Annotated in this window: 22 protein-coding genes; 12 read left to right on the plus strand and 10 right to left on the minus strand. The window is 39.1% G+C overall.

The features are described 5' to 3' along the window. Positions 1 to 6: 6 nt before the first annotated feature. Entirely contained in the window at positions 7 to 1,524 is a 1,518-nt protein-coding gene (locus HMPREF9455_RS04365) for a TlpA family protein disulfide reductase (RefSeq protein WP_006798395.1), read from the minus strand. A 31-nt stretch (positions 1,525 to 1,555) separates the two neighbouring features. Beyond that, a complete protein-coding gene (gene epsC, locus HMPREF9455_RS04370; RefSeq protein ID WP_006798396.1) occupies positions 1,556 to 2,374 on the minus strand; it encodes a serine O-acetyltransferase EpsC in 819 nt (272 codons plus the stop codon). Between the two features lie 183 nt (positions 2,375 to 2,557). Here epsC and gdhA point away from each other — a divergent pair, with 183 nt between their 5' ends. From gdhA to HMPREF9455_RS04385, 3 genes are all read left to right on the plus strand, one after another. Then, positions 2,558 to 3,895, plus strand: coding sequence for an NADP-specific glutamate dehydrogenase (gdhA, locus tag HMPREF9455_RS04375; RefSeq protein WP_006798397.1), 1,338 nt, complete (start codon positions 2,558 to 2,560; stop codon positions 3,893 to 3,895). A gap of 196 nt (positions 3,896 to 4,091) precedes the next feature. Continuing rightward, positions 4,092 to 4,832 (plus strand): monofunctional biosynthetic peptidoglycan transglycosylase, encoded by a 741-nt coding sequence (mtgA, locus tag HMPREF9455_RS04380; RefSeq protein WP_006798398.1) that lies wholly within the window; start codon positions 4,092 to 4,094, stop codon positions 4,830 to 4,832. 7 nt (positions 4,833 to 4,839) lie between these two features. After that, entirely contained in the window at positions 4,840 to 5,370 is a 531-nt protein-coding gene (locus HMPREF9455_RS04385; protein WP_006798399.1) for a hypothetical protein, read from the plus strand. Between the two features lie 8 nt (positions 5,371 to 5,378). Here the strand turns inward: HMPREF9455_RS04385 and HMPREF9455_RS04390 are convergent, their stop codons facing one another. Continuing rightward, positions 5,379 to 6,506 carry a GyrI-like domain-containing protein gene (locus tag HMPREF9455_RS04390; protein WP_006798400.1) on the minus strand — a complete coding sequence of 376 codons (1,128 nt, stop codon included), beginning with the start codon at positions 6,504 to 6,506 and terminating at the stop codon, positions 5,379 to 5,381. Positions 6,507 to 6,898: 392 nt separating this feature from the next. On the opposite strand from HMPREF9455_RS04390, the gene HMPREF9455_RS04395 reads away from it, so the two are divergent. From HMPREF9455_RS04395 to HMPREF9455_RS04415, 5 genes are all read left to right on the plus strand, one after another. Beyond that, on the plus strand, positions 6,899 to 7,480 hold the full coding sequence (locus HMPREF9455_RS04395; protein WP_006798401.1) for a PspC domain-containing protein: 582 nt from the start codon (positions 6,899 to 6,901) through the stop codon (positions 7,478 to 7,480). Positions 7,481 to 7,488: 8 nt separating this feature from the next. Further along, entirely contained in the window at positions 7,489 to 7,824 is a 336-nt protein-coding gene (locus HMPREF9455_RS04400) for a PadR family transcriptional regulator (RefSeq protein WP_006798402.1), read from the plus strand. Positions 7,825 to 7,836: 12 nt separating this feature from the next. Beyond that, positions 7,837 to 9,336 (plus strand): PspC domain-containing protein, encoded by a 1,500-nt coding sequence (locus tag HMPREF9455_RS04405; protein ID WP_006798403.1) that lies wholly within the window; start codon positions 7,837 to 7,839, stop codon positions 9,334 to 9,336. A 185-nt stretch (positions 9,337 to 9,521) separates the two neighbouring features. Then, a complete protein-coding gene (locus tag HMPREF9455_RS04410) occupies positions 9,522 to 9,998 on the plus strand; it encodes a hypothetical protein (protein WP_006798404.1) in 477 nt (158 codons plus the stop codon). A 486-nt stretch (positions 9,999 to 10,484) separates the two neighbouring features. Then, positions 10,485 to 11,441, plus strand: a complete 957-nt coding sequence (locus HMPREF9455_RS04415) for a tetratricopeptide repeat protein (RefSeq protein ID WP_006798405.1) — start codon at positions 10,485 to 10,487, stop codon at positions 11,439 to 11,441. Positions 11,442 to 11,446: 5 nt separating this feature from the next. Here HMPREF9455_RS04415 and HMPREF9455_RS04420 read toward each other — a convergent pair whose 3' ends face one another. The 4 genes from HMPREF9455_RS04420 to HMPREF9455_RS04435 all read right to left on the minus strand — a co-directional run bounded on the left by HMPREF9455_RS04420 (position 11,447) and on the right by HMPREF9455_RS04435 (position 14,942). Next, on the minus strand, positions 11,447 to 12,028 hold the full coding sequence (locus HMPREF9455_RS04420; protein ID WP_006798406.1) for a DUF1287 domain-containing protein: 582 nt from the start codon (positions 12,026 to 12,028) through the stop codon (positions 11,447 to 11,449). A 28-nt stretch (positions 12,029 to 12,056) separates the two neighbouring features. Continuing rightward, entirely contained in the window at positions 12,057 to 13,037 is a 981-nt protein-coding gene (locus HMPREF9455_RS04425) for an alpha/beta hydrolase family protein (RefSeq protein WP_006798407.1), read from the minus strand. Positions 13,038 to 13,067: 30 nt separating this feature from the next. Continuing rightward, positions 13,068 to 13,838 (minus strand): hypothetical protein, encoded by a 771-nt coding sequence (locus HMPREF9455_RS04430; RefSeq protein ID WP_006798408.1) that lies wholly within the window; start codon positions 13,836 to 13,838, stop codon positions 13,068 to 13,070. A 408-nt stretch (positions 13,839 to 14,246) separates the two neighbouring features. Next, positions 14,247 to 14,942, minus strand: coding sequence for a helix-turn-helix domain-containing protein (locus HMPREF9455_RS04435; RefSeq protein WP_006798409.1), 696 nt, complete (start codon positions 14,940 to 14,942; stop codon positions 14,247 to 14,249). 292 nt (positions 14,943 to 15,234) lie between these two features. Between HMPREF9455_RS04435 and HMPREF9455_RS04440 the strand changes: the two genes are divergently transcribed. Continuing rightward, complete coding sequence (locus HMPREF9455_RS04440) at positions 15,235 to 15,957, plus strand: pirin family protein (protein WP_006798410.1); 723 nt, start codon at positions 15,235 to 15,237, stop codon at positions 15,955 to 15,957. A 61-nt stretch (positions 15,958 to 16,018) separates the two neighbouring features. Here the strand turns inward: HMPREF9455_RS04440 and HMPREF9455_RS04445 are convergent, their stop codons facing one another. Next, on the minus strand, positions 16,019 to 16,843 hold the full coding sequence (locus tag HMPREF9455_RS04445) for an MBL fold metallo-hydrolase (protein WP_006798411.1): 825 nt from the start codon (positions 16,841 to 16,843) through the stop codon (positions 16,019 to 16,021). 556 nt (positions 16,844 to 17,399) lie between these two features. Here HMPREF9455_RS04445 and HMPREF9455_RS04450 point away from each other — a divergent pair. Then, the gene (locus tag HMPREF9455_RS04450) at positions 17,400 to 17,945 is read left to right on the plus strand and encodes a DUF4924 family protein (protein ID WP_006798412.1); all 546 of its coding nucleotides are present in this window, start codon (positions 17,400 to 17,402) and stop codon (positions 17,943 to 17,945) included. A 1-nt stretch (position 17,946) separates the two neighbouring features. On the opposite strand, the gene HMPREF9455_RS04455 is transcribed toward HMPREF9455_RS04450, so the two are convergent. Further along, positions 17,947 to 18,327 (minus strand): hypothetical protein, encoded by a 381-nt coding sequence (locus tag HMPREF9455_RS04455; RefSeq protein ID WP_006798413.1) that lies wholly within the window; start codon positions 18,325 to 18,327, stop codon positions 17,947 to 17,949. Further along, entirely contained in the window at positions 18,324 to 18,878 is a 555-nt protein-coding gene (locus HMPREF9455_RS04460; protein ID WP_044215462.1) for an RNA polymerase sigma factor, read from the minus strand. The genes HMPREF9455_RS04455 and HMPREF9455_RS04460 overlap by 4 nt, the downstream gene beginning before the upstream one ends. A gap of 225 nt (positions 18,879 to 19,103) precedes the next feature. Between HMPREF9455_RS04460 and HMPREF9455_RS04465 the strand changes: the two genes are divergently transcribed. Then, positions 19,104 to 19,529 (plus strand): DUF6249 domain-containing protein, encoded by a 426-nt coding sequence (locus HMPREF9455_RS04465; protein ID WP_006798415.1) that lies wholly within the window; start codon positions 19,104 to 19,106, stop codon positions 19,527 to 19,529. 103 nt (positions 19,530 to 19,632) lie between these two features. Then, positions 19,633 to 19,983, plus strand: a complete 351-nt coding sequence (locus tag HMPREF9455_RS04470) for a hypothetical protein (RefSeq protein WP_006798416.1) — start codon at positions 19,633 to 19,635, stop codon at positions 19,981 to 19,983. Positions 19,984 to 20,018: the final 35 nt, after the last annotated feature.

The raw sequence follows: 20,018 nt of genomic DNA on the forward strand, positions 1-20,018 counted from the left end.
TGATAATCAAAATAATTCTTCAATCCATTCTCGCATTTTCTCTACACCCATAAAAGAGACACTCTTTCTTTTCAATTTTCCTTCCTTGTCGAAGATCAGATAGGTAGGAATTCCTTCGAAGTCAAATTGCTCCAAAATGTAGTCCCACGCTTCATCTGTTAAATAGAAATGCTCTCCCCCGATTTGTGGAATTTTCTCTTCCCACGTCTTACGTACCGAAGAAGGGTTGGTTATATAAACAAACACGACATCTTTATCCGCATATTCTGATTTGATAGACTCTGTCCTTTTCATTGCGGCAAGGCAAGGGCCACACCAGGTTGCCCAGAAATCTACGACAACAACTTTTCCCTTATATTTTGCCACAATGGCATCCATCATAGCATTTTTAGCTACGGCTGGCGTTTCGTTTTTCACTAGTTTCTTGCTACCTGCCTGCGAGTTGAGCATACTGACTATCTCTTCATTCCTCGAAAACAATACCTCAGCAAACGATTTATCAGTAAAGTATGTATCGATATCTTTCTTTTGTATTTCAGACAGGGGCTTCATTGCATCTAACTGCGCAGCATACATACTTGCAATAAGTACATTACAGAAAAATCCCGGATTTGCTCCTGTTATAATATGCAAAGGCTCTTTGGCTTTAACTAACCATTCATCAATAGTCAGCCCCTCAATAGATGGAATATTCAGAACTTTATTTTTCAGCAATTCACCAATTGCTATCTGCAAATAAGAGGCGTACAAATAGCGGGAATCATTAAAATCCAGATGACTAAGAATTGAATAATACTCAACAGAGGGTTTTTGAGGTACAAAATCTTTTCTTTCATCCTTAAGTTGATCACGGTATTTATAATTATACCTCATCTGCATATTCTCCTCATAGCCCAGATACAACATATGCAACAAAAAAGCCTTCATTTCGTATGATAAGATCTGTTTCGCATTTGCCGATAACTCTGTATAACTGTCCAGTTTAGCTATAGCATCTTTAGTGTAGTCAATAACATATTTGCTATATTCCTCTATTGTCATACTGTAATTATCATTCGCCGGATTATTGCTGAGAATATCCCTAAACACAAGCCCGATATTCATAGCGTCATAAGCAGTCTGGTTCAGGCTATTGGAAATCTTTATATGTTTAGCTCCGTTTTTATCAAAATTTATCTCCAGCTTGGTTTCCTCCTGTGGGATTATATAAACATTCCCCTCAAATACTGAAGATCTGATAACACAAGAACCCACAGCAAATACCGGAGTGGTAAATGTAAATGTCCCATCTTCCTGAACAGGTATCTGATTAATTGCATAATCAAAGAAAGGCCTGTTCAAAAGCAGATCCAGCGATACGGTTTTCATACTATCGGGTACATTTCCGGTTATCTTACCTGATAAGGTCGCTATACCATATTTAAACCGGGGTGCTGGTAACGCATTATCTGTTTGTGAATATACGATTACAGTGTTTATGCATAATAGCAGGCATAAACAGGATATTCTGATTGTTGTTTTCATGTGGTATAGGCTTTATGACATTAACAATGAACTATATATTAAAATCGATAATATGCTCTCCCGCATTAAGCGTATTGTGTATCCTTATCTCTGAATTCTGCTGAACAAGTGAATAGGGTACCACGCTTTTTGTCAGCCAGGCATTACCCCCGATTGTGGAATCGTGGCCTACAACCGTCTTACCGCCCAAAATAGTAGCTCCGGCATAGATAACCACATTATCCTCGATGGTGGGATGCCTCTTTTCATTGGCAAGGCCTTTGGTTACAAACAATGCTCCGAGAGTAACCCCCTGGTAAACTTTCACATTATTACCGATAACCGTAGTTTCACCTATCACGATCCCTGTCCCGTGGTCGATGTAAAAAGCCCGTCCTATCTGCGCTCCCGGATTTATATCTATACCCACTTTCGAATGGGCGTATTCGGAAAATAACCGGGGAATAATAGGCGTATTCATTTTATAGAATTCGTGTGAAATACGATAGACCACCTGTGCGAAAAAACCGGGATAGGTAAGAATAACTTCCTCTATCGATTTGGCGGCCGGGTCATTTTCAAAGTAGACAGCCGCTTCGTCATAGAGCTTATCCTGAAGTTCCGGTAACCCTGATATGAATCTGTCAACCATTGCCTCTGCCGTTTTTCGGTCCGACAATGCGGAAATATTTTCTACCAGAATAGAGTAGAAATAATACAGTTTTTTCTCTCTGGACTTCTCCTGATCGCAGATCGGAAACAGTACTCGATGGATCAGTGTATTCAGCGCATCTTCCAGTTCAATTCTATTGATTGGCAAGTGCTTTGACTCGGCTCTCAGTTTATTCGCGATTTCGTATATATTAGTCATAACTTTAGCTTTGAAAACAACAAATGTAATAATTAAATACAGAAAATCAGGAATTATGATTCTCCTTAATTTTTGTATGTTTTAAATCATGTATTTCTATGTGAAAAACAAAACAAAATATTACTTAAAATCGTTGTTTATTCCTACATTTGTATAGTCAAGAACCGATTTAATCGTTAAATCATGAAAATAAATAACATTTTATCAGAGCTGGAGGCTAAACACCCCGGCGAGCATGAATTTCTGCAAGCTGTAAAAGAAGTGCTTGTATCAATTGAAGATGTATATAACCAGCATCCCGAGTTTGAAAAAAACCGTATTATCGAACGTCTGGTGGAACCCGACAGGATTTTCACATTCCGTGTAGCATGGGTAGACGACAAAGGCGATATTCAGGTAAACCTGGGATACCGCGTACAATTCAATAACGCTATCGGCCCTTACAAGGGAGGCTTGCGGTTCCATGCATCAGTCAATCTATCCTCACTCAAATTCTTAGGATTTGAACAAACTTTCAAGAATGCATTGACTACACTACCTATGGGTGGCGGTAAAGGAGGTTCCGATTTCAGCCCGAGAGGCAAGTCGAATGCCGAGATTATGCGTTTCTGCCAGGCTTTCATGCTTGAACTTTGGCGCATTATTGGCCCCGACACAGACGTTCCTGCCGGAGACATCGGCGTAGGCACACGCGAAATCGGTTATTTGTATGGCATGTACAAAAAACTGGCAAGAGAAAATACCGGGACTTTCACAGGCAAAGGCCTCGAATACGGAGGTTCGCTGGTCCGTCCGGAAGCTACAGGTTTCGGTGCTTTGTACTTTGTGAACGAAATGCTGAAAGCCAAAAATATAGACCTGAAAGGAAAAACCGTAGCAGTTTCGGGATTCGGCAATGTAGCATGGGGCGCAGTCACCAAAGCGACAGAACTCGGAGCTAAAGTTATTACCATTTCGGGACCTGACGGTTATATTTATGACCCGGATGGCGTTAGCGGCGAAAAGATAGAATACATGCTCGAACTTCGCAACAGCGGTGACGACATCGTAGCTCCATATGCAGATAAGTATCCTAACTCTAAATTCTTTGCAGGCAAAAAGCCATGGGAACAGAAAGTAGACATCGCACTGCCATGCGCCATACAGAATGAACTGAACCTGAAAGATGCGGAAACACTGGTTGCCAACGGCGCTACCTGTATAGCTGAAGTATCTAATATGGGATGTACGGCCGAAGCCGTGGATTTCTTCATCGAGAAGAAAACACTCTTTGCTCCGGGCAAGGCTGTGAACGCCGGAGGTGTTGCCACATCGGGACTGGAAATGAGCCAGAATGCTATGCATCTGCAATGGACAGAAGAGGAAGTAGACCAGAAACTACATCAGATAATGAAAAATATACATGCTCAAAGCCTGAAATACGGAAAAGAGGATGGAGGATATATCAACTACGTGAAAGGTGCTAATGTTGCGGGATTTATGAAAGTAGCCCGTGCAATGATTGCGCAGGGAGTTGTATAACTTAATTTAATCAATCGAGAGAAAAGCCCTTTGGATACAGAAATCCAAGGGGCTTTTTGACTTATAAAGATGCCGGCTGTATACCGGAATATTTACCCTGAATTTTACACCATATATTTTTGCATATGTCAAATAATTGTCATTAACTTTGTATTTCAAAGTAAAATATATAATGACCCTTTTTATATAAAGAAATATGCTGAAAAAGATTTTTAAATGGATAAAGAGAATCGTAATATTTCTGTTTGTATTTAGCATATTACAAGTTATCGTTTTCAAATTTGTCCCTGTGTACTACACTCCGCTCATGGTATGGAACAATACGACACAACTCTTATCGGGAGAGGAGGTTGTTTGCAAACACACATGGGTTCCGCTCGATGAAATATCCAAGTACCTGCCATTGGCTGTGGTAGCATCCGAAGATAATTTATTCTTAGATCATTCTGGATTCGATTTCGACCAGATAGAAAAAGCGATGAACGAAGCCGAAAAGGGCAAGCGCCAACGGGGAGCAAGTACGATCAGCCAGCAAACGGCAAAAAATGTTTTCCTTTGGTCCGGCCGTTCCTATATCCGCAAAGGACTGGAAGTCTATTACACATTCCTCATAGAAACCATCTGGGGTAAAGAGCGTATTATGGAGGTATACCTCAATTCTATAGAAATGGGTAAAAATATTTATGGAGCGGAAGCCGTCGCACAAGCCCATTTCAAAAAAACAGCGAAAAAGCTGACTGCCGACGAATCTGCTTTGATAGCTGCCACATTACCCAACCCCATACGGTTCAATTCGGCAAAGCCTTCACCTTATATAATAAAGCGTCAGGGAAAGATACTGGACTTGATGGGAAAAGTAAACCCGGTTGATTTTGATAAGGAACCCGAACCCAAGAAAGATGTAAAGAAAAGTACTAAAAAGAACACTAAAAAATAACATCATTATGGAAACACAAACACTTGAAAAGCAACTACTATTTAAAGTCAGAGCATTGACGATCTTCTATATCTTCGCTCTTTTCTTCTGGGGCGTTACAGCCTTTCCTGTCGAAACCGAGATCCGGATTATTTGCCAGATTATGGGCATATCACTTGATGCTTCTCCCGATAGTTACGAAGGATTCAATTACTGGATAGCCACCGTTGCCAACGGTTTAATAAATACTAATCGAGACTACCCTTTCCTTGCTTACGGAACAGACTGGCTGGCATTTTCACATCTGGTGATCGCAGTAGCATTCATCGGCCTGTACAGGAAACCTGTACGAAATATATGGATAGTATATTTTGGGATGATTGCCTGTTTGGGTGTAGTGCCTCTGGCTCTTATATGCGGTGCGGTGCGCGGCATTCCTTTCTGGTGGAGAATGATAGACAGCTCATTTTGTATATTCGGAATAATCCCGCTCTGTTTCTTACATATTTATGTAAAGAAGTTGGAGAAGCTAACCGGATACGTACCTTCTAAATACTGAGGTTTCCCTCAAATTTTACTGACAGGAATATATATTTCTGTCAGTAATTCACTTTCAGCAACCAGCACAGGGCTATTCAGGAATTTGGAGAAAGACATATTGTCCCGTAATTCATATTCACTCTTTGGTATCCAGTACCGGTAAATGTTACAATACACCTTATCCATATCCTTATACGTTCCCCGATAAGTAAAAACCGCATATAAGCCTCCTTCTATTGTTTGCCGTCCCAGACGCCCGCCAGGCCTAAGCGCGCGCTCAGTATTTATACATGTGTATATCCTGCAATTCTCAGGACTTGTTATTGTCGAAATATCCCGGCTTAATGATAGATATTCATGGTTATTATCGGGGATTCCACTCACACCTACAATACTGATCAGCTTATCCCATGCCTTGAGAAATGCGTCTGACTGCTTGTAAGGATTTGCCACACGCAGGTAAAACACTTCTTTCGACGCTATTTTCCTTATTTCAGGTTCTAAAAAAAGGTTCTCCACAGGGCTACTCATCGGCACAGTAAGATCGTCGGACTGCATACGATATGCCGATGGCGTAATGCCATATCTCTTTTTAAATGCTTTTGATAATGCCTGAGGACTTTGATAGCCTGTTTGTTCTGCAATATCAGCCAGTGAAAATCGCGTAGTATGTAACTTAAAAGCCGTTTTCTCTAATCGTAAACGCTGTACATAATCGCCGGGGCTTTCATTCATTACAGCCCTGAAAATCCGGTGAAAATGAAAACTCGAAAGCCCGGCTATGCTAGCCAAATCAGAAAGATTAATGACCGCCGAGAGATTATCATTTATATAGTCTACTGCCCTATTTACCGATTTGTAATATTCCAGATGTGTAAACTGATGAGATTGCCAGCGCTTTAAACCGGGCAGTTTGACTGTTGTTTTTAAGCTTACCTCATTCAGAGAAAGAGTACGTCCATCCAACTTTTCGGTCTCATCATGATATTGCAGAGAATCTTCGACAAATTCATCAAAACTGAAATTATCGGTATATTTTCCATTCCGGAAGCAAAAACAACAAAAATCTTCATTCAGACTTTCATCTCCATTGGTACCAAAATATTCAACTGAAGCCATAGGCATACCACAGCTTTGGCATATGTCGTTTTTCATATCAGACAGACTTTCTTTATTCCACGCTTATTGATCAGTAAACCTATACAAAAGATTCCAAATAATCACAGCGTTTGATTTTATAAGCTAATTTATTCAATTCCATATTTGGACAATCATTCTTCAACCAAAAGTATAAAATATGTTCTTATTATCGTTTGTCCATTCTTGCGAAAGATGGGAATAAACAAGAGTATTTTCTACCCAACAAAGTTAAATAAAGTTAATATTTAAAATTAAAAAATACGCAATTCACATATAATCAACACAATAATTATTAACTATTAAATTTATACAGTATTATGCATTACATAGTACTAATATTTATTTATATATTTGCAATACAAACAACAATGTATAATATAATAAGTGGCATAAAACAATAGTAGGTTATGAAAAAAGTTATAGAAGTTAGCATAGGAGGGATCAACTTCACAATGGAAGACGATGCCTATTACAGACTAAAGGAATACCTGAGACGTTTTGAGGAAACTATTTCCGACAAAAAAGAAGCGCGTGAAGTAATGGAAGACGTGGAAGCGCGTGTTGCCGAAATATTTCAGAAAGAAATGAAATTTTCGAATCAGGTGGTAGACATGAGACTTGTACAAGTTGTCATTGACCACCTGGGCGAAGTGGAACCCAAAAACCAAAATGAGAACCAGGCTTCATCGCAAAGCAGCTATGATCCGGGAGAAGAATACTCCAAGGGGAACAAAAAGTTTTATCGCGACATGGACGACAAAATGCTGGCAGGCGTATGTAGCGGAATCGCAACATACACAGGAGTAGATGTCACCATCATCAGGCTAATATTCGTTGCACTGGCGTTTGCCTATGGCAGTGCCATCCTTGCTTACTTCATCCTGTGGATCGTATCGCCGAGGGCCGAAACCATAGCCCAGAAACTGGAACTAAGAGGGTATGCCCCCACAGCAGATAATATCAGAAAATTTACATCACAACGCAAATAATATACAATATGGAAACAATAAATGTAGACAACATAAAAGCCCAGATGCGCAAAGGAATACTGGAATACTGTATTCTCAGCATACTGTCGAAAGGCGACGCTTATGTATCGGCCATTATCAATGAACTGAAAGAATCAGAAATGATCGTCGTGGAAGGAACACTTTACCCTCTCCTTACCCGCCAGAAAAATCAGGGATTGCTGAGCTATCGCTGGGAAGAATCTACACAGGGACCTCCGCGGAAATATTATACAATCACAGATAAAGGCCGTGCCGTGTTAGATGAACTCGATACCGTATGGACAGATCTGGTCAGGGTTATAGACAATATCAGAAACAAATAAAACCGAAATACGATGAAACCAACTGTAAGAGTGAGCATAGGCGGATTGGCATTCAATCTTGAAGAAGATGCTTTCCATGTTCTCGATAGCTATCTGAAATCTTTAAGAAGGCATTTCAGCGAAAATCCGGAAGCTGATGAGATCATTGCAGATATAGAGTCGCGCCTCAGCGAGTTACTGCAAATGAGAATCAATGGAAACGATGGCGTGGTGTCGATAACCGATGCTCAGGAAATCACAAAAATAATGGGTAATCCGAAGGATTTCGATGAAACCGTATCCGGAGAAACGGAAGAAGGCATGCCTAAAAACGAATCCTACCATGATAGTGAAAACAGAGATGATCCTTCTAATTTCTTTAAAAAGAAACTGTACAGAGACGAAAACAACAAACTCATAGGTGGTGTGTGCAGCGGCTTCGGTCATTATTTCAAAATCGACCCTACGGCAGTCCGCATCTCTTTGGCAGCTATTATATTCCTCTTTAGTTTTCTTTCATTCAAAGTAGTGGGAACAATCGTACTGGCATATATTGTGCTGTGGATAGTCATGCCGGTGGCAAGGACATTCAATCAAAAATTATCCATGACCGGAGCCGATCCCTCCATTGAAAATATAGAAGACCGCTCGCAGCCTGCTCCACGAAAATATAAGGGCAGTGCCATAGGAACCATACTCAATATAATAATAAATATCATTGTCGGGGTCTTTGCCATTATTATCTTTTTCACCATGCTGAGTATGATTATCACATTAGTATGGTTATATATGGATACAGAATTATTTGGGCTGAATAATTATCTGGTGTTGCTTGGATACAACTCCATCAATCTGAAAATAGCTGTTGTACTGGCAACGTTAATTCCTATAGGAGCTTTGCTCAGCTTACTGATTAAAATATTACGTCGCTCATCATTCACATCACAGACGCTGGTCAGCTTCATCATCGGATTGGTGATCTGGATAGGGGCAGTAGTATATATCAGCAATAAGAGTATCAAGTTTGCTCATTCACATAAAGAACAGGCTGAAGCTGTAGACCATTTACCTGTAAACACAAAATCAGACACCCTGATTATAAAGCTTGGGGATGAATATCTGACTGCAAATCCTCAACCTCAAAATCCGATCATGTTTTACAAAGGGGAAAAAATGAAGGACAGACAGGTTTGCATCCTACCATATATAAAAGTCAAACAAGATACATCTTTGACAGATTACAAAGTGGAAATACTTAAGAAAGATTATGCCGACAATAATATTACAGCAAAAAGGAAAGCTGAAGCATTACAGCTGGATTATAATATAACCGACTCACTGATTACTATCAACCCAAAATGGTACAGCAATACAGACAAGTGGAACCTGGAATCATTTGAGGTTATTGTTACTGCTCCGAGCAACAAGAAAGTGATCATGGAAACACCCCTTAAAGAGTCCTATCATATCAATTCTATAAGATTCAACCGCTATGATTGCTTTGGTTATCATTATGATTTTGATTTTGATTGAACTACTCAACAAAATCCTCAGTTGAAACGTTATTTCATTTCGATAATAAATAGAATTTAGTTCCATCTGTTAAATCGGGCAAAAAATCGAAATTTTTGTCCGATTTTCATTAAAAAAACACAACAAAATTCGAGTTTTCTCGTTTATAATATATAATTTTGTGAAATAACCTTAATTATTGGGTTATGAAAGGTAAATATAGAGCGTACATTTTAATATCAATATTGACTCTGGGGTTTCTGCTATCGTCGTGCGACAGAGAAGACAATGCCTATGCCAAAAGTATAGAAGGGCATTGGGTATATGCAGAAACAAAAGCCGAAGTATATGTCACTGAGCCTTCTCTAAAGAAAACAATAGAAGATTACATCAATGACAGAAACAAGACTTATAAGGTGAGTTATGAGTTTAAAAATGATAAAACCTATTATTACTATAAAAATTATGCCGAACCTCTAAAAGGCATATATAAAACAATAGACAAGAACTATTTTAAAATGGATGATCTGCAAGGAGTAAAAACTCTTTCCTACAAAGACTCTATCATTTATATAGTATCTGACATAAAAGATGAAGTAGCCCGGGAATTGAAGATAGACAAAAATAAGATACTGAAAGCCAACACCATGGATATCTTTGAACGTGGATTGTTTTCACATTAATACCCTGGAATATTCCGGATGATCACAAGATTAAAAGAAAAGGCGACAAACAGACCTCTATCCTTTCCGTATGGTAAATACTTATACTATTAAGTAACAATAAGACTTTTATTAAAAAATCACAAATAATATATCTGATGTAACACATCAGTCTTTTTTTGCGTTAAATATATAAAGAGCACAATACACATATTACTTTTTATTTTAGATAAAAATAACACTACTAATCAGGAAGCATTTATCCGAGAGGATAGATGCTTTCACTTTTTATACATCCTTATACAATAAATAAAATCCATATAATCAATTTTTCAAAGAGCGATAAACCAGCAGCCAACAGCTAACAGATTTTATAGTATAGATAAAGTTTCTGAAATAACATTATGGATACGATAATACTATTATTATCACATTATACATTTTTTTTAATATCTTTGTTCCGCAATATATCGGGTAAGACGGGCTCATTAATTTCATGTATGAGATATGATAAAGATAATAAACGCAACATTACAAATATTCTTAAAATCACGTTTGGCTATCACGATCCTTATGTTTTCGGCATGTGTATCGTCATGTGGGCTTTTCGATAAGGAAATCAAGCAAGACAAACATATAGCTGAATTCAGATACCGGATGAACCGGATTATGGACAGTTTGGATAATCACAAAGAACGTATAAAAGCCTTTGAGAAAATCATTGAGAACATAGAGGCTGACGAAGACCTGATTACCCCCCGGAAAAAAAATATATTACTCGTAGAAGGAAATACCTTTATCAGCAATGAATATCTTAGTCTGGAGAACTATAAAAAAGCAATCAAATACACCAATATTATAATAGGAATAGATTCCACATCCCCAAAAGGATTTTATAACAGGGGTTGTATATACCAGATACTGGACGAAGACAGTTTAGCCATACTTGACTATAACAAAGCGTTAAAACTAAACTCTGATTATTCAGACGCCTACTACAACCGCGGTATTATCTACGAAGAGTCTGGCAATTATGACAAGGCGCTGGAAGATTACAACAGAGCCATTAAACTGAACCCATCCTATATTATCGATGTATATACCAACCGCGGAAATACTTATCTGGCTAAAGAAGCGTATGACAAAGCTATCTCAGATTATGGTAAGGTATTGAGTATAGACTCTACCAATATAAAAGCATACAGCAACAGAGCCGGAGCATATATTATACAGAAAGAATATGATAAGGCTCTGATCGACTGCAACAAGGCCATCGCCTTAGACTCTACAAATATAAATGCCTACAAAAAACGGGCATCGATCTTCGAAGCTCAAAAGGAATACGGTGAAGCATTGGATGACTACGGAAAAATCCTTGCCCTCGATCCACATGATAAGTTCGACACACATGAGACAGTAAGAAAAGCGATAAAAAAACTAAGACCTCTCTCCAGACGCAAATAAGCCGCTTATTTATATCGGTAGTGCCCTGTTATTTTAAAACTAAAGAGACAATCTTCCAGTACCTGTCCTCTCCCTATATTGTGAACAATCAGGGGGCGCTTACCATCCGAAGACATGCGGTCGGTAACGATTCCAATATGCGTGATTCCTCCTCCCAAGTCCCATGTAACTATATCTCCCGGCGAATAATCACTTCCTTTGTCCGACACCTTTAGTACAGTTCCAAAACGTGAAAAGTACATAGCCTGATTAGGAACCCGGCGGTGGTCAATATTCTTATCCGTACCCTTCAGTCCCCATTTTTTAGGATATTTGCTGAAGTTAGCTTTCATATCCACATGTATTTTTTGCTGCAAATCTATACCCAGTTTCCGGTATGCCCTTACAATCACATCGGTACACACACCTTTATCGGATGGCACATCTCCATTAGGATATGGAATAGAATAATAACGGGGATCGTAAATGACTTTATCTTTCGTCAGCTCTATGGCTGCTACCGACAAACGCTTGTAAAAATCGGCTTCCTGCGCATAAATGCATATATTCAGGAAGGATAGCAAAAGTATTATCTGTAGTCTTCTCATACATGTGTAGTTTAATTATAAATCACCCTCACTCACTATACACATCCATTCCCTCCAGATTACCTACAAAAGCAGAAACAACATTATGCCATTCGCTTTCATACTTCAACAGATAACTCTCATGAGGTGAATCTGGAAATATCTTCAACTCTTTAGGCTTGGAAGCAAGCCTGCCAAATATCCTTTCGGTTTCTTCTTCTGGAATGTTTGGATCTTTTCCTCCGCACATAAGCAATGCCGGGACATGAATCTGACCCGCATAATCCTGAGGATTGGCCTTAGATGCATCGAAACCGTTAATCTTGCCAAACCAGAAAGTAAACATTCCGCTCACAGGGAAATGCGGCATACGCAGTTTATCCAGCCGGGCATTTACTGTCTCTTGAAATGTGGCATAAGGCGCTTCTATTACAATGGCTTTTACCAACAGGTTATAATCGGCCTGGGCTTTCATTATAGCTACCGCTCCCATCGAAAAACCTATCAGTATAATATTATCTTCCTGCAACTGGCTCACGGCATAGTTATGTGCATATTTTACATTCTCAGCTTCCAGATAACCTAGTGTTGTCCGGTTTCCATAAGAATCTCCTGCTCCCATAAAATTCACAAGCATAACATCATACCCCATATCCAGGAATACCTCTGCCCTATCCAGCATCGATGATTTCTCATCTATATATCCATGAAATGCGATCACCAGTCCTCGCCTCAGTGTATCTGTGTGTAGCAACCATGCATCCAGTTGCTGACCCTCACCGGCCGGGATACGGAGCGAATCATATGGTTGTGAAGGAAATGCTTTGGTGCGGGGCCTGGGTAAGTCTAATCCGGTTATTGCGATCTTAACCGACTCCAAAAACGTCGGTTTATAGTCGAGTGTTAACGGTCTGGCATTCTCGTCGAAATGGGATAAACTATATGCCTGAGCAATAATGGCAACATTTAGTAATATAAATATTGCGATTAATATACCAAGCCCTATTTTAAGATGCTTTTTATATTTCATTATCAGGGTAATCCATAAATAGACTCAGCCTTATTTTGTGTAGAACACAGGCGCAAAGTAAGGCCTGTTCACCCATTTTCCGTTAAATGGATTCAGTTCGCGTATTACTCCGCCTTCTATTCCGAAGTTTTTGGTTATTTTCACTTCTATAGTGCCTCCATAATAAGTTTGCGGATACATATTCATTAATGGCCCGGCCACTCCGTTACGGTCTCCATTTACAGAATATTGTCCGTAACCGTTGAGACGAATCCGGTCATGCAAAATAAATTTGACGGCACCGTTAACACCCACATCATTATAAGTAGCACCAAACAAATTATACTTTGCTCCGTATGGTCCGGCCGAGACAACCAGCCAGTCGAGAGGCTGATAATTAAAATTCATCCCGACATTTCTTGTTGCCCCTACCAGAGGATATGTATTATAAGACGATGATGAAGACAACCACATCTGATCAGAAATGATTTGCCCTCCATAAAAGCTAAAATCATTAGCGAAGGGAAAACTTGTAAACGTATTGCTTTCGAGTGGAGGCCCCAGATAAACATCCAACGGGGGCAAATTTACATCCGGCAGTTGGTACATTTCATCCTCATTTATCAGAGGATGATAAAGAGAGGCTTTTGTCTTAGCTTGATTAGTTGCATTCTCATTATTAAGCTGCAAATAATTATCAAGTTTTTCATTCAGGTTCAACGACTCTTTTTTCAAAGGAGGAAAACTATCCTTGGGCACTTCTGTCTGACTATACGCAGTAGCTGAAATTGCCAGTAGTAATATAAAAACCAGTTTTTTCATAACCTTCCGTATTTAATTACTTTAACTGTAAAGTTAATAATTTATTGTTGTTAAAAAAAGGCTATTTATTATTATATATATGTTTTTTCATGTTTTTCTAAAAGTAACAAAGGTAACACAGAAAACAATTAATAATTAAGAATGAAAAATTAATAATTAGCTTATCGTGTTGAGCAGAGCGGAGTATCCTGTTTATAAAAAAACTCCGTGCTACTCCTTTTACTCTGTGTTTAAATAAAAAGTAACAGAGGTAACATATATTTCAGCTTTTAGCCAATAGCTATTAGCCGTTAACACAAGCTATCGCACAAGAGACTTTACAGTTAGCAACTTGTATCCCGTATCTTGTCTACTCGTATCTCATATAACTTTCAACTTACTACTCATTGCTTACGACTTTCCTCTTCCTCAATCCGTCCTCGATGTATATCCCGGAGGCAGAAACGGATAAAGATTCACCTTGGGCTTCTCTACCGGAGCAGCAGGCGGCTGTTCCATAACTTGCCCTTGTTCCGTCTGCTCTTGCCCATTTTCCACTTTCCGTTCTTCACTTTTCGTTTTTAGTTCTTCTTCCAACTTCTTATCCACGGACGCAACTACCTCCGCATTGAGCGAGCCGCCCGGACGGAAACCGTTCTCCTGTAAAATCATCAGTTGACGTCTGGTTTCCTCGTCCTGTACTTCGATGACCAGCGGACGGCGCTCCGATGCCAGTAACCGGTCTTTGTCTTTCTTCCTTTCCTCACGGTCGAGTACATACTTTATCGCGCGGATACTCGGCGGACAGAATTTCTTTTCCACTACACGGCATTTCTCCACATCGTTCACCGGATCGTTTTTGTCGGGGACATAGGTGATCTTCTCCTTTTTCTGCACATAACCCTCCAACAATTGCTTCAACCCTATGCGTGCCGAAGCTATCATCACTTCTTCGCGGTGGTCGATGGCTTCTTCTACTGCTTCTTTAAACCCGGGCTTTTCTTTTTTCCATTCGTAAAATGTCTTCCGGCTGATTTTAAATGCTTTGCAGATTTCTGAGATGCTACACAAGTCCTGTTCTATCATCCGGATAATCTCTGTTGCAATTTTTTCTTTATACTTCATAAGGTTTAAGTTTTTCGGCTCCCTAATTCCCCGCAAAGGGACTATGGCAAGCCGTATTTGTTAATAAATAAAGCTAATGGCTATTAGCTAACAACTCTTTTACTATAGATAAATGAATTTAAATTTGATTACATTTCAATAGCAAAATCATAAATATATTTATACATAACTATGATTTTTATTATTTTACAAATACATAAATAAACCTTATCTTTGTAGTGTAAAAAAACATTTTACAATTTAAGATGTTTATATTCAAAAGATTTACTCAACAAACAGAAAGGATCATTTTATGAAAACGACATTATACCGCGCATCTTCGAGAGGGCATGCTTATCATGGATGGCTCGACTCCTATCATACATTCAGTTTTGCTAATTATTACAACCCTGACCGTATCAATTTCGGTGCACTTCGTGTTGTGAACGACGATATAGTAAAAGGAGGGGAAGGCTTCGGCACACATCCTCACGACAATATGGAAATCGTATCTATACCCTTATATGGAGACCTTGAGCACAAAGACAGTATGGGACATACCGAAGTTATACGTGCCGGAGAAGTACAGGTGATGAGTGCGGGAACAGGTATTACCCATAGCGAATACAATTCGAATGAGGACAAACCTGTCAATTTCTTTCAAATCTGGGTTTTCCCTGACAAGAGGAACGTAACACCACGCTACGACCAAAGGGCTTTTGACTATATGCACAGCAAAAATCAGCTTGTACAGATAGTAGGGCCAAAGGATGACGCCGACAATACAGGTTTGTGGATACACCAGAATGCCTGGTTCAATATCGGTACATTCCAAAAAGGAAAAGAGATAGAATATAAAATAAAAGGAAAAGGTAACGGTGTTTTCGCCATGGTAGTAGAAGGTGAGTTCACAGTAGAAGGACAGAAGCTGCACCACCGCGACGGCTTTGGCATACAAGATACCGATACGGTTAAAATAACAGCAGATTCTGATAATGCCCGCATCTTATTAATAGATGTGCCAATGGAATTTTAATGGTAAGTAATGTATAAGTAAGCGAGGTGAATAGCCCGGAAATAAAAACTCCGGGCTTTTTTTATTTATTTTTATCTGAAGCTATATAATCATCATTAAGCCTTTTCACCTTACTCATCTTTACTACGGCATCGTGGCAGTATATAAGTATACATCCTCTTTTTTCTGCATCTACAAGAAACCGTTCTTTCTCAGACAACGACGTTAGCGCACAAATATCATAAGCCGAAATCCATTCCAGCGGCACATGAGCCGATGTAGGTATCAGGTCGCCGGGAAAAGCATACATTCCGTCATCGCCATTGATATACACAACCAGCTGCCCTTCGCTATGTCCGTCGAAAAGCTGTAACTCAATCCCATCGCACAGTAGCGTATCTTCATCTATTAAATGTAATTGCCCCGAATCGTACACAGGCAGGATATTATCCGCAAAAAGAGAATCCTTCTCCAAACGGTTAGGTTTCAGAAAATTAGCCCACTGTTTCCGGCTGAGCCAGTAACGGGCATTCGGAAAAGATGGAACCAGCCGTCCTTTTTCATCTATACGGGTGGCACCTCCGCAATGATCGAAATGAAGATGCGTAAGCACCACGTCAGTTATTTCACCGGCCGTATATCCTGATTCTTTTACAGACTCGTCTGCACACTTCAAATCATATGGACGGTAATAAGATACCTTGTCAAGGTGCTTATCTCCCATACCGGCGTCTATCAGTATCCGGCGATCCGCTGTAGTCGCCAATACACACCGCATAGCCAGCGGGCACAGGTTATCTGTATCGGCTGTATATTTTCGCTGCCACGCACGCTTAGGTATGGCGCCGAACATAGCCCCGCCATCGGCCATAATATATCCTGCTTCTATAATCTTTATATCAAACATACCCCTAAAGATATAAAAAAGAAAGAGACGGTTCTCACAACCACCTCTTCCAGACCTTAACACTAATATAAAACTAACATATACTATGATTAAAAAACAGGTAATAAAAAATCAACTAAACAATCTATCTAACACACTATGAAAAAAGTAAGAACCTGTTTTGTAGATAGAACACTGATTAATATATCTTTGTTCAATCTTATTGTTATATATTTTATTTATTAAAGAATAAATCCCATCTACACACATATTTAGGTTATTTATTTAAGAGCCTGTTTAAATTTTATTCGTTCTAATTTTCAGAGCTGTTTTTAGGATAATTTGTTCTTCCACAAAGCGATAATAGCGGGCTATTCGAGTTGAGTGAAAGGATAAATTAGGCAAAAAGAGACTGAAAATGAACGAAAAAAGAACTATAACAAAATATTTTGGTAAAATTCAAACAGGCTCTAACATTCACCATATATTATTTACCTTTGTAGAGAATTTATAAAATTGAAAATCTGCAATAACATCAGTACTCAATCCATTATTTATAATTCATAATTACTATACAATGCTTATAGCTAAAAAACTGAAAGAGGAAAACATAGGTGAATACCTTTTATATATGTGGCAGGTAGAAGACATGATACGTGCCAACGGTTTCGATATCGACAAAATCGATGAACAGATTATATCCCGTTTCGATCAGCCTGATAATGTAAAAAAAGAAATAAGGGAATGGTACGAAAACCTTATCGGGATGATGCACCGGGAAGACGTCGCCCAACGGGGGCACCTGATTATAAATAAAAATGTGATCTCGGAACTCACCGATCTGCATCTCCGCCTGTTAAAGGCTCCGGATGAAAGTGATTATTCGGCAGCATATTACAAGACATTGCCATTCATTGTAGAATTGCGCTCCAAATCGCCAGACAAAAATATTCCGGAACTGGAAACATGTTTTGCAGCATTATACGGTTATTTGCTGATGAGATTGCAAAAGAAAGAAATTTCGGGAGAAACACAGGCAGCTATATCGCAGATATCTTCATTCCTGCGTATCTTGTCACAAAGGTATAAGGCTGACAGAGATGGCAGCCTTAATATCCAGTAACTTAGTCCTTGTGTTTTTTCTCCCAGATACGGCGGCGGATCAATGTATCGCCTATCAAAAGCAAGAGTACTACACACGCTATGGAGATAATTAACGGATCAAATTTCATCTCGGGCATGGTAAATGTCAGATCAATTTCCACTGGCTTCAATTCCGGTATAGACACCACGCCGAATAGCCAGAAAATAAGAGCGGGAATACCGAGCATCCCGATAATTCCTCCGGCAATAGCCAGAGTAGATTTCAAACTCCTCCGTTTAGTTTGCTTTGCAGCAGCTATATGTACATGCTTCATCAACCGGTTTTCGAAATCGGCCGACGGCTCGTCTAATTTCACTTCCTGAAATAAACTCCTGAGCTTGTCTTTTTCTTCTGCTTTCATAATTGTATGAGTTTATTTATTTCAAAGTTCATAAATTTTCTTATCCTGTGCAACTTTACTTTCACATTTGCGATACTGTTGTTCGTTATATCACTTATCTGCTGTATGCTCTGGTTGTTCAGATAAAACATCGAAATCAGCAAAGCGTCGTCCGGAGGCAGCTTTTTGAGCACTACATCCAGATATTGCAATTTATCTTCAATACTTATTTCGTCAATTGTATCAGCTATTTCCGCATCGGGCACATTGGCAAAATTATCTTCTATGGCCGTAAATTCATGTTTCCGTTTGCGCAATTCCGATATCGTTGTATTATAAGCGATGCGGTATAGCCATGTAGCAAATTCAGACTCTTCGCGAAATTTATCCAGAAACTGAAACGCCTTGATAAATACTTCCTGCGTAATATCTTCGGCCTCTACCTTGCGGGAAACGATTTTGCTGACAATGGTAAATACCATTCTCTGATAGCGGCGTACTATATGCACGAAAGCATCAGTATGACCATCTTTGATCCGGCGTACATAATAAATGTCATCAAAATCTGCCATACCCGTATGACGCAACAAGATTGAATAGGTTACAAATGTAAATGAAAAAATTTCAGAAAAATATTTTAAAGCTCATAGTCACCATCTATTTATAACAAATATGACCTAATATTGAAATCCGGCAATAAATATTTTTTCATTTATTTTGTAACCTTTCTGTAACCCTTGCGTCAAAATGGACAAACGAACAAAACAAGAATGTTTAACTTCTAAAATTAGAAAATTATGGAAATGATAGGAATTGTATGCGTTGTAGGCATAATCACTTATGGAGTCTACCGCTTATTCGAATTATTCGCACGCCGCAGGGAACGTATGGCAATGATAGAGAAACTTTCGTCGGGTATAGATCCGCAGATATTAAACAACCCTCTGCAAATACAGAAATACAGGGATATTATGGTCGGATCATGGGCCATTCGCATCGGATTGCTACTTGTAGGTGTGGGACTGGGAGTAGTGACTGCTACCGTTGTTGACCTCCTTGCTGTAGCGCCGGTTGACACCGACAGCAGAATATATCACGAGTTCAGGAATACCATTTCGGTACTTTATCCTGCATGTGCAGCTGTTTTTGGTGGCATAGGACTTGTTATAGCCTACTTTGTGGAACAAAAGAACGAGAAGAAATCGAAAAGAAATGAAGAATAAGCAGAAGATAGTATCTGATGATATATATTTTCAATCTAACTGCTTATTGTATTTATTCTAAACAAAGTAACAAATAGGTCCGTGACCTTAATATCTATTGAATATGAAAGATAGATTATCTCCGATATTGTTCACTCTTATTATTTTGGTAATCGTCTTTGGTGCATGGTTTGCAGGAAACCGTCAGGGCTGGTTTCTCAGAAAAACAGCTGATGATTTCAGTATATGCTTCAATGTAAAGGATACTGTTATATCCATCCAAAGCAAGATTCCCGGATATGGAATTACAGGATGGAGCACAAGCAGATACAACGACAACATACTGCATATCGACTTAAATGTATCCAGAGACCGCCGGAATGATATGGCATTTAAGATTGATACGGTAAATGTTCATTATCTTGAACTCTACGGTAAAATATACCATATCAAAGAGTTGCCTGTCTGTCAATAGCATTGTGACTATATAATACTTAAAGCGCCAAACTT

This window comes from Dysgonomonas gadei ATCC BAA-286 (assembly GCF_000213555.1).
In the GTDB taxonomy this organism is placed as follows: domain Bacteria; phylum Bacteroidota; class Bacteroidia; order Bacteroidales; family Dysgonomonadaceae; genus Dysgonomonas; species Dysgonomonas gadei.

Coding starts and splice junctions, on each gene's coding strand:
- HMPREF9455_RS04365 (WP_006798395.1), bottom strand. CDS start 1,524: ATGAAAACAACAATCAGAATATCCTGTTTATGCCTGCTATTATGCATA.
- epsC (WP_006798396.1), bottom strand. CDS start 2,374: ATGACTAATATATACGAAATCGCGAATAAACTGAGAGCCGAGTCAAAG.
- gdhA (WP_006798397.1), top strand. CDS start 2,558: ATGAAAATAAATAACATTTTATCAGAGCTGGAGGCTAAACACCCCGGC.
- mtgA (WP_006798398.1), top strand. CDS start 4,092: ATGCTGAAAAAGATTTTTAAATGGATAAAGAGAATCGTAATATTTCTG.
- HMPREF9455_RS04385 (WP_006798399.1), top strand. CDS start 4,840: ATGGAAACACAAACACTTGAAAAGCAACTACTATTTAAAGTCAGAGCA.
- HMPREF9455_RS04390 (WP_006798400.1), bottom strand. CDS start 6,506: ATGAAAAACGACATATGCCAAAGCTGTGGTATGCCTATGGCTTCAGTT.
- HMPREF9455_RS04395 (WP_006798401.1), top strand. CDS start 6,899: ATGAAAAAAGTTATAGAAGTTAGCATAGGAGGGATCAACTTCACAATG.
- HMPREF9455_RS04400 (WP_006798402.1), top strand. CDS start 7,489: ATGGAAACAATAAATGTAGACAACATAAAAGCCCAGATGCGCAAAGGA.
- HMPREF9455_RS04405 (WP_006798403.1), top strand. CDS start 7,837: ATGAAACCAACTGTAAGAGTGAGCATAGGCGGATTGGCATTCAATCTT.
- HMPREF9455_RS04410 (WP_006798404.1), top strand. CDS start 9,522: ATGAAAGGTAAATATAGAGCGTACATTTTAATATCAATATTGACTCTG.
- HMPREF9455_RS04415 (WP_006798405.1), top strand. CDS start 10,485: ATGATAAAGATAATAAACGCAACATTACAAATATTCTTAAAATCACGT.
- HMPREF9455_RS04420 (WP_006798406.1), bottom strand. CDS start 12,028: ATGAGAAGACTACAGATAATACTTTTGCTATCCTTCCTGAATATATGC.
- HMPREF9455_RS04425 (WP_006798407.1), bottom strand. CDS start 13,037: ATGAAATATAAAAAGCATCTTAAAATAGGGCTTGGTATATTAATCGCA.
- HMPREF9455_RS04430 (WP_006798408.1), bottom strand. CDS start 13,838: ATGAAAAAACTGGTTTTTATATTACTACTGGCAATTTCAGCTACTGCG.
- HMPREF9455_RS04435 (WP_006798409.1), bottom strand. CDS start 14,942: ATGAAGTATAAAGAAAAAATTGCAACAGAGATTATCCGGATGATAGAA.
- HMPREF9455_RS04440 (WP_006798410.1), top strand. CDS start 15,235: ATGAAAACGACATTATACCGCGCATCTTCGAGAGGGCATGCTTATCAT.
- HMPREF9455_RS04445 (WP_006798411.1), bottom strand. CDS start 16,843: ATGTTTGATATAAAGATTATAGAAGCAGGATATATTATGGCCGATGGC.
- HMPREF9455_RS04450 (WP_006798412.1), top strand. CDS start 17,400: ATGCTTATAGCTAAAAAACTGAAAGAGGAAAACATAGGTGAATACCTT.
- HMPREF9455_RS04455 (WP_006798413.1), bottom strand. CDS start 18,327: ATGAAAGCAGAAGAAAAAGACAAGCTCAGGAGTTTATTTCAGGAAGTG.
- HMPREF9455_RS04460 (WP_044215462.1), bottom strand. CDS start 18,878: ATGGCAGATTTTGATGACATTTATTATGTACGCCGGATCAAAGATGGT.
- HMPREF9455_RS04465 (WP_006798415.1), top strand. CDS start 19,104: ATGGAAATGATAGGAATTGTATGCGTTGTAGGCATAATCACTTATGGA.
- HMPREF9455_RS04470 (WP_006798416.1), top strand. CDS start 19,633: ATGAAAGATAGATTATCTCCGATATTGTTCACTCTTATTATTTTGGTA.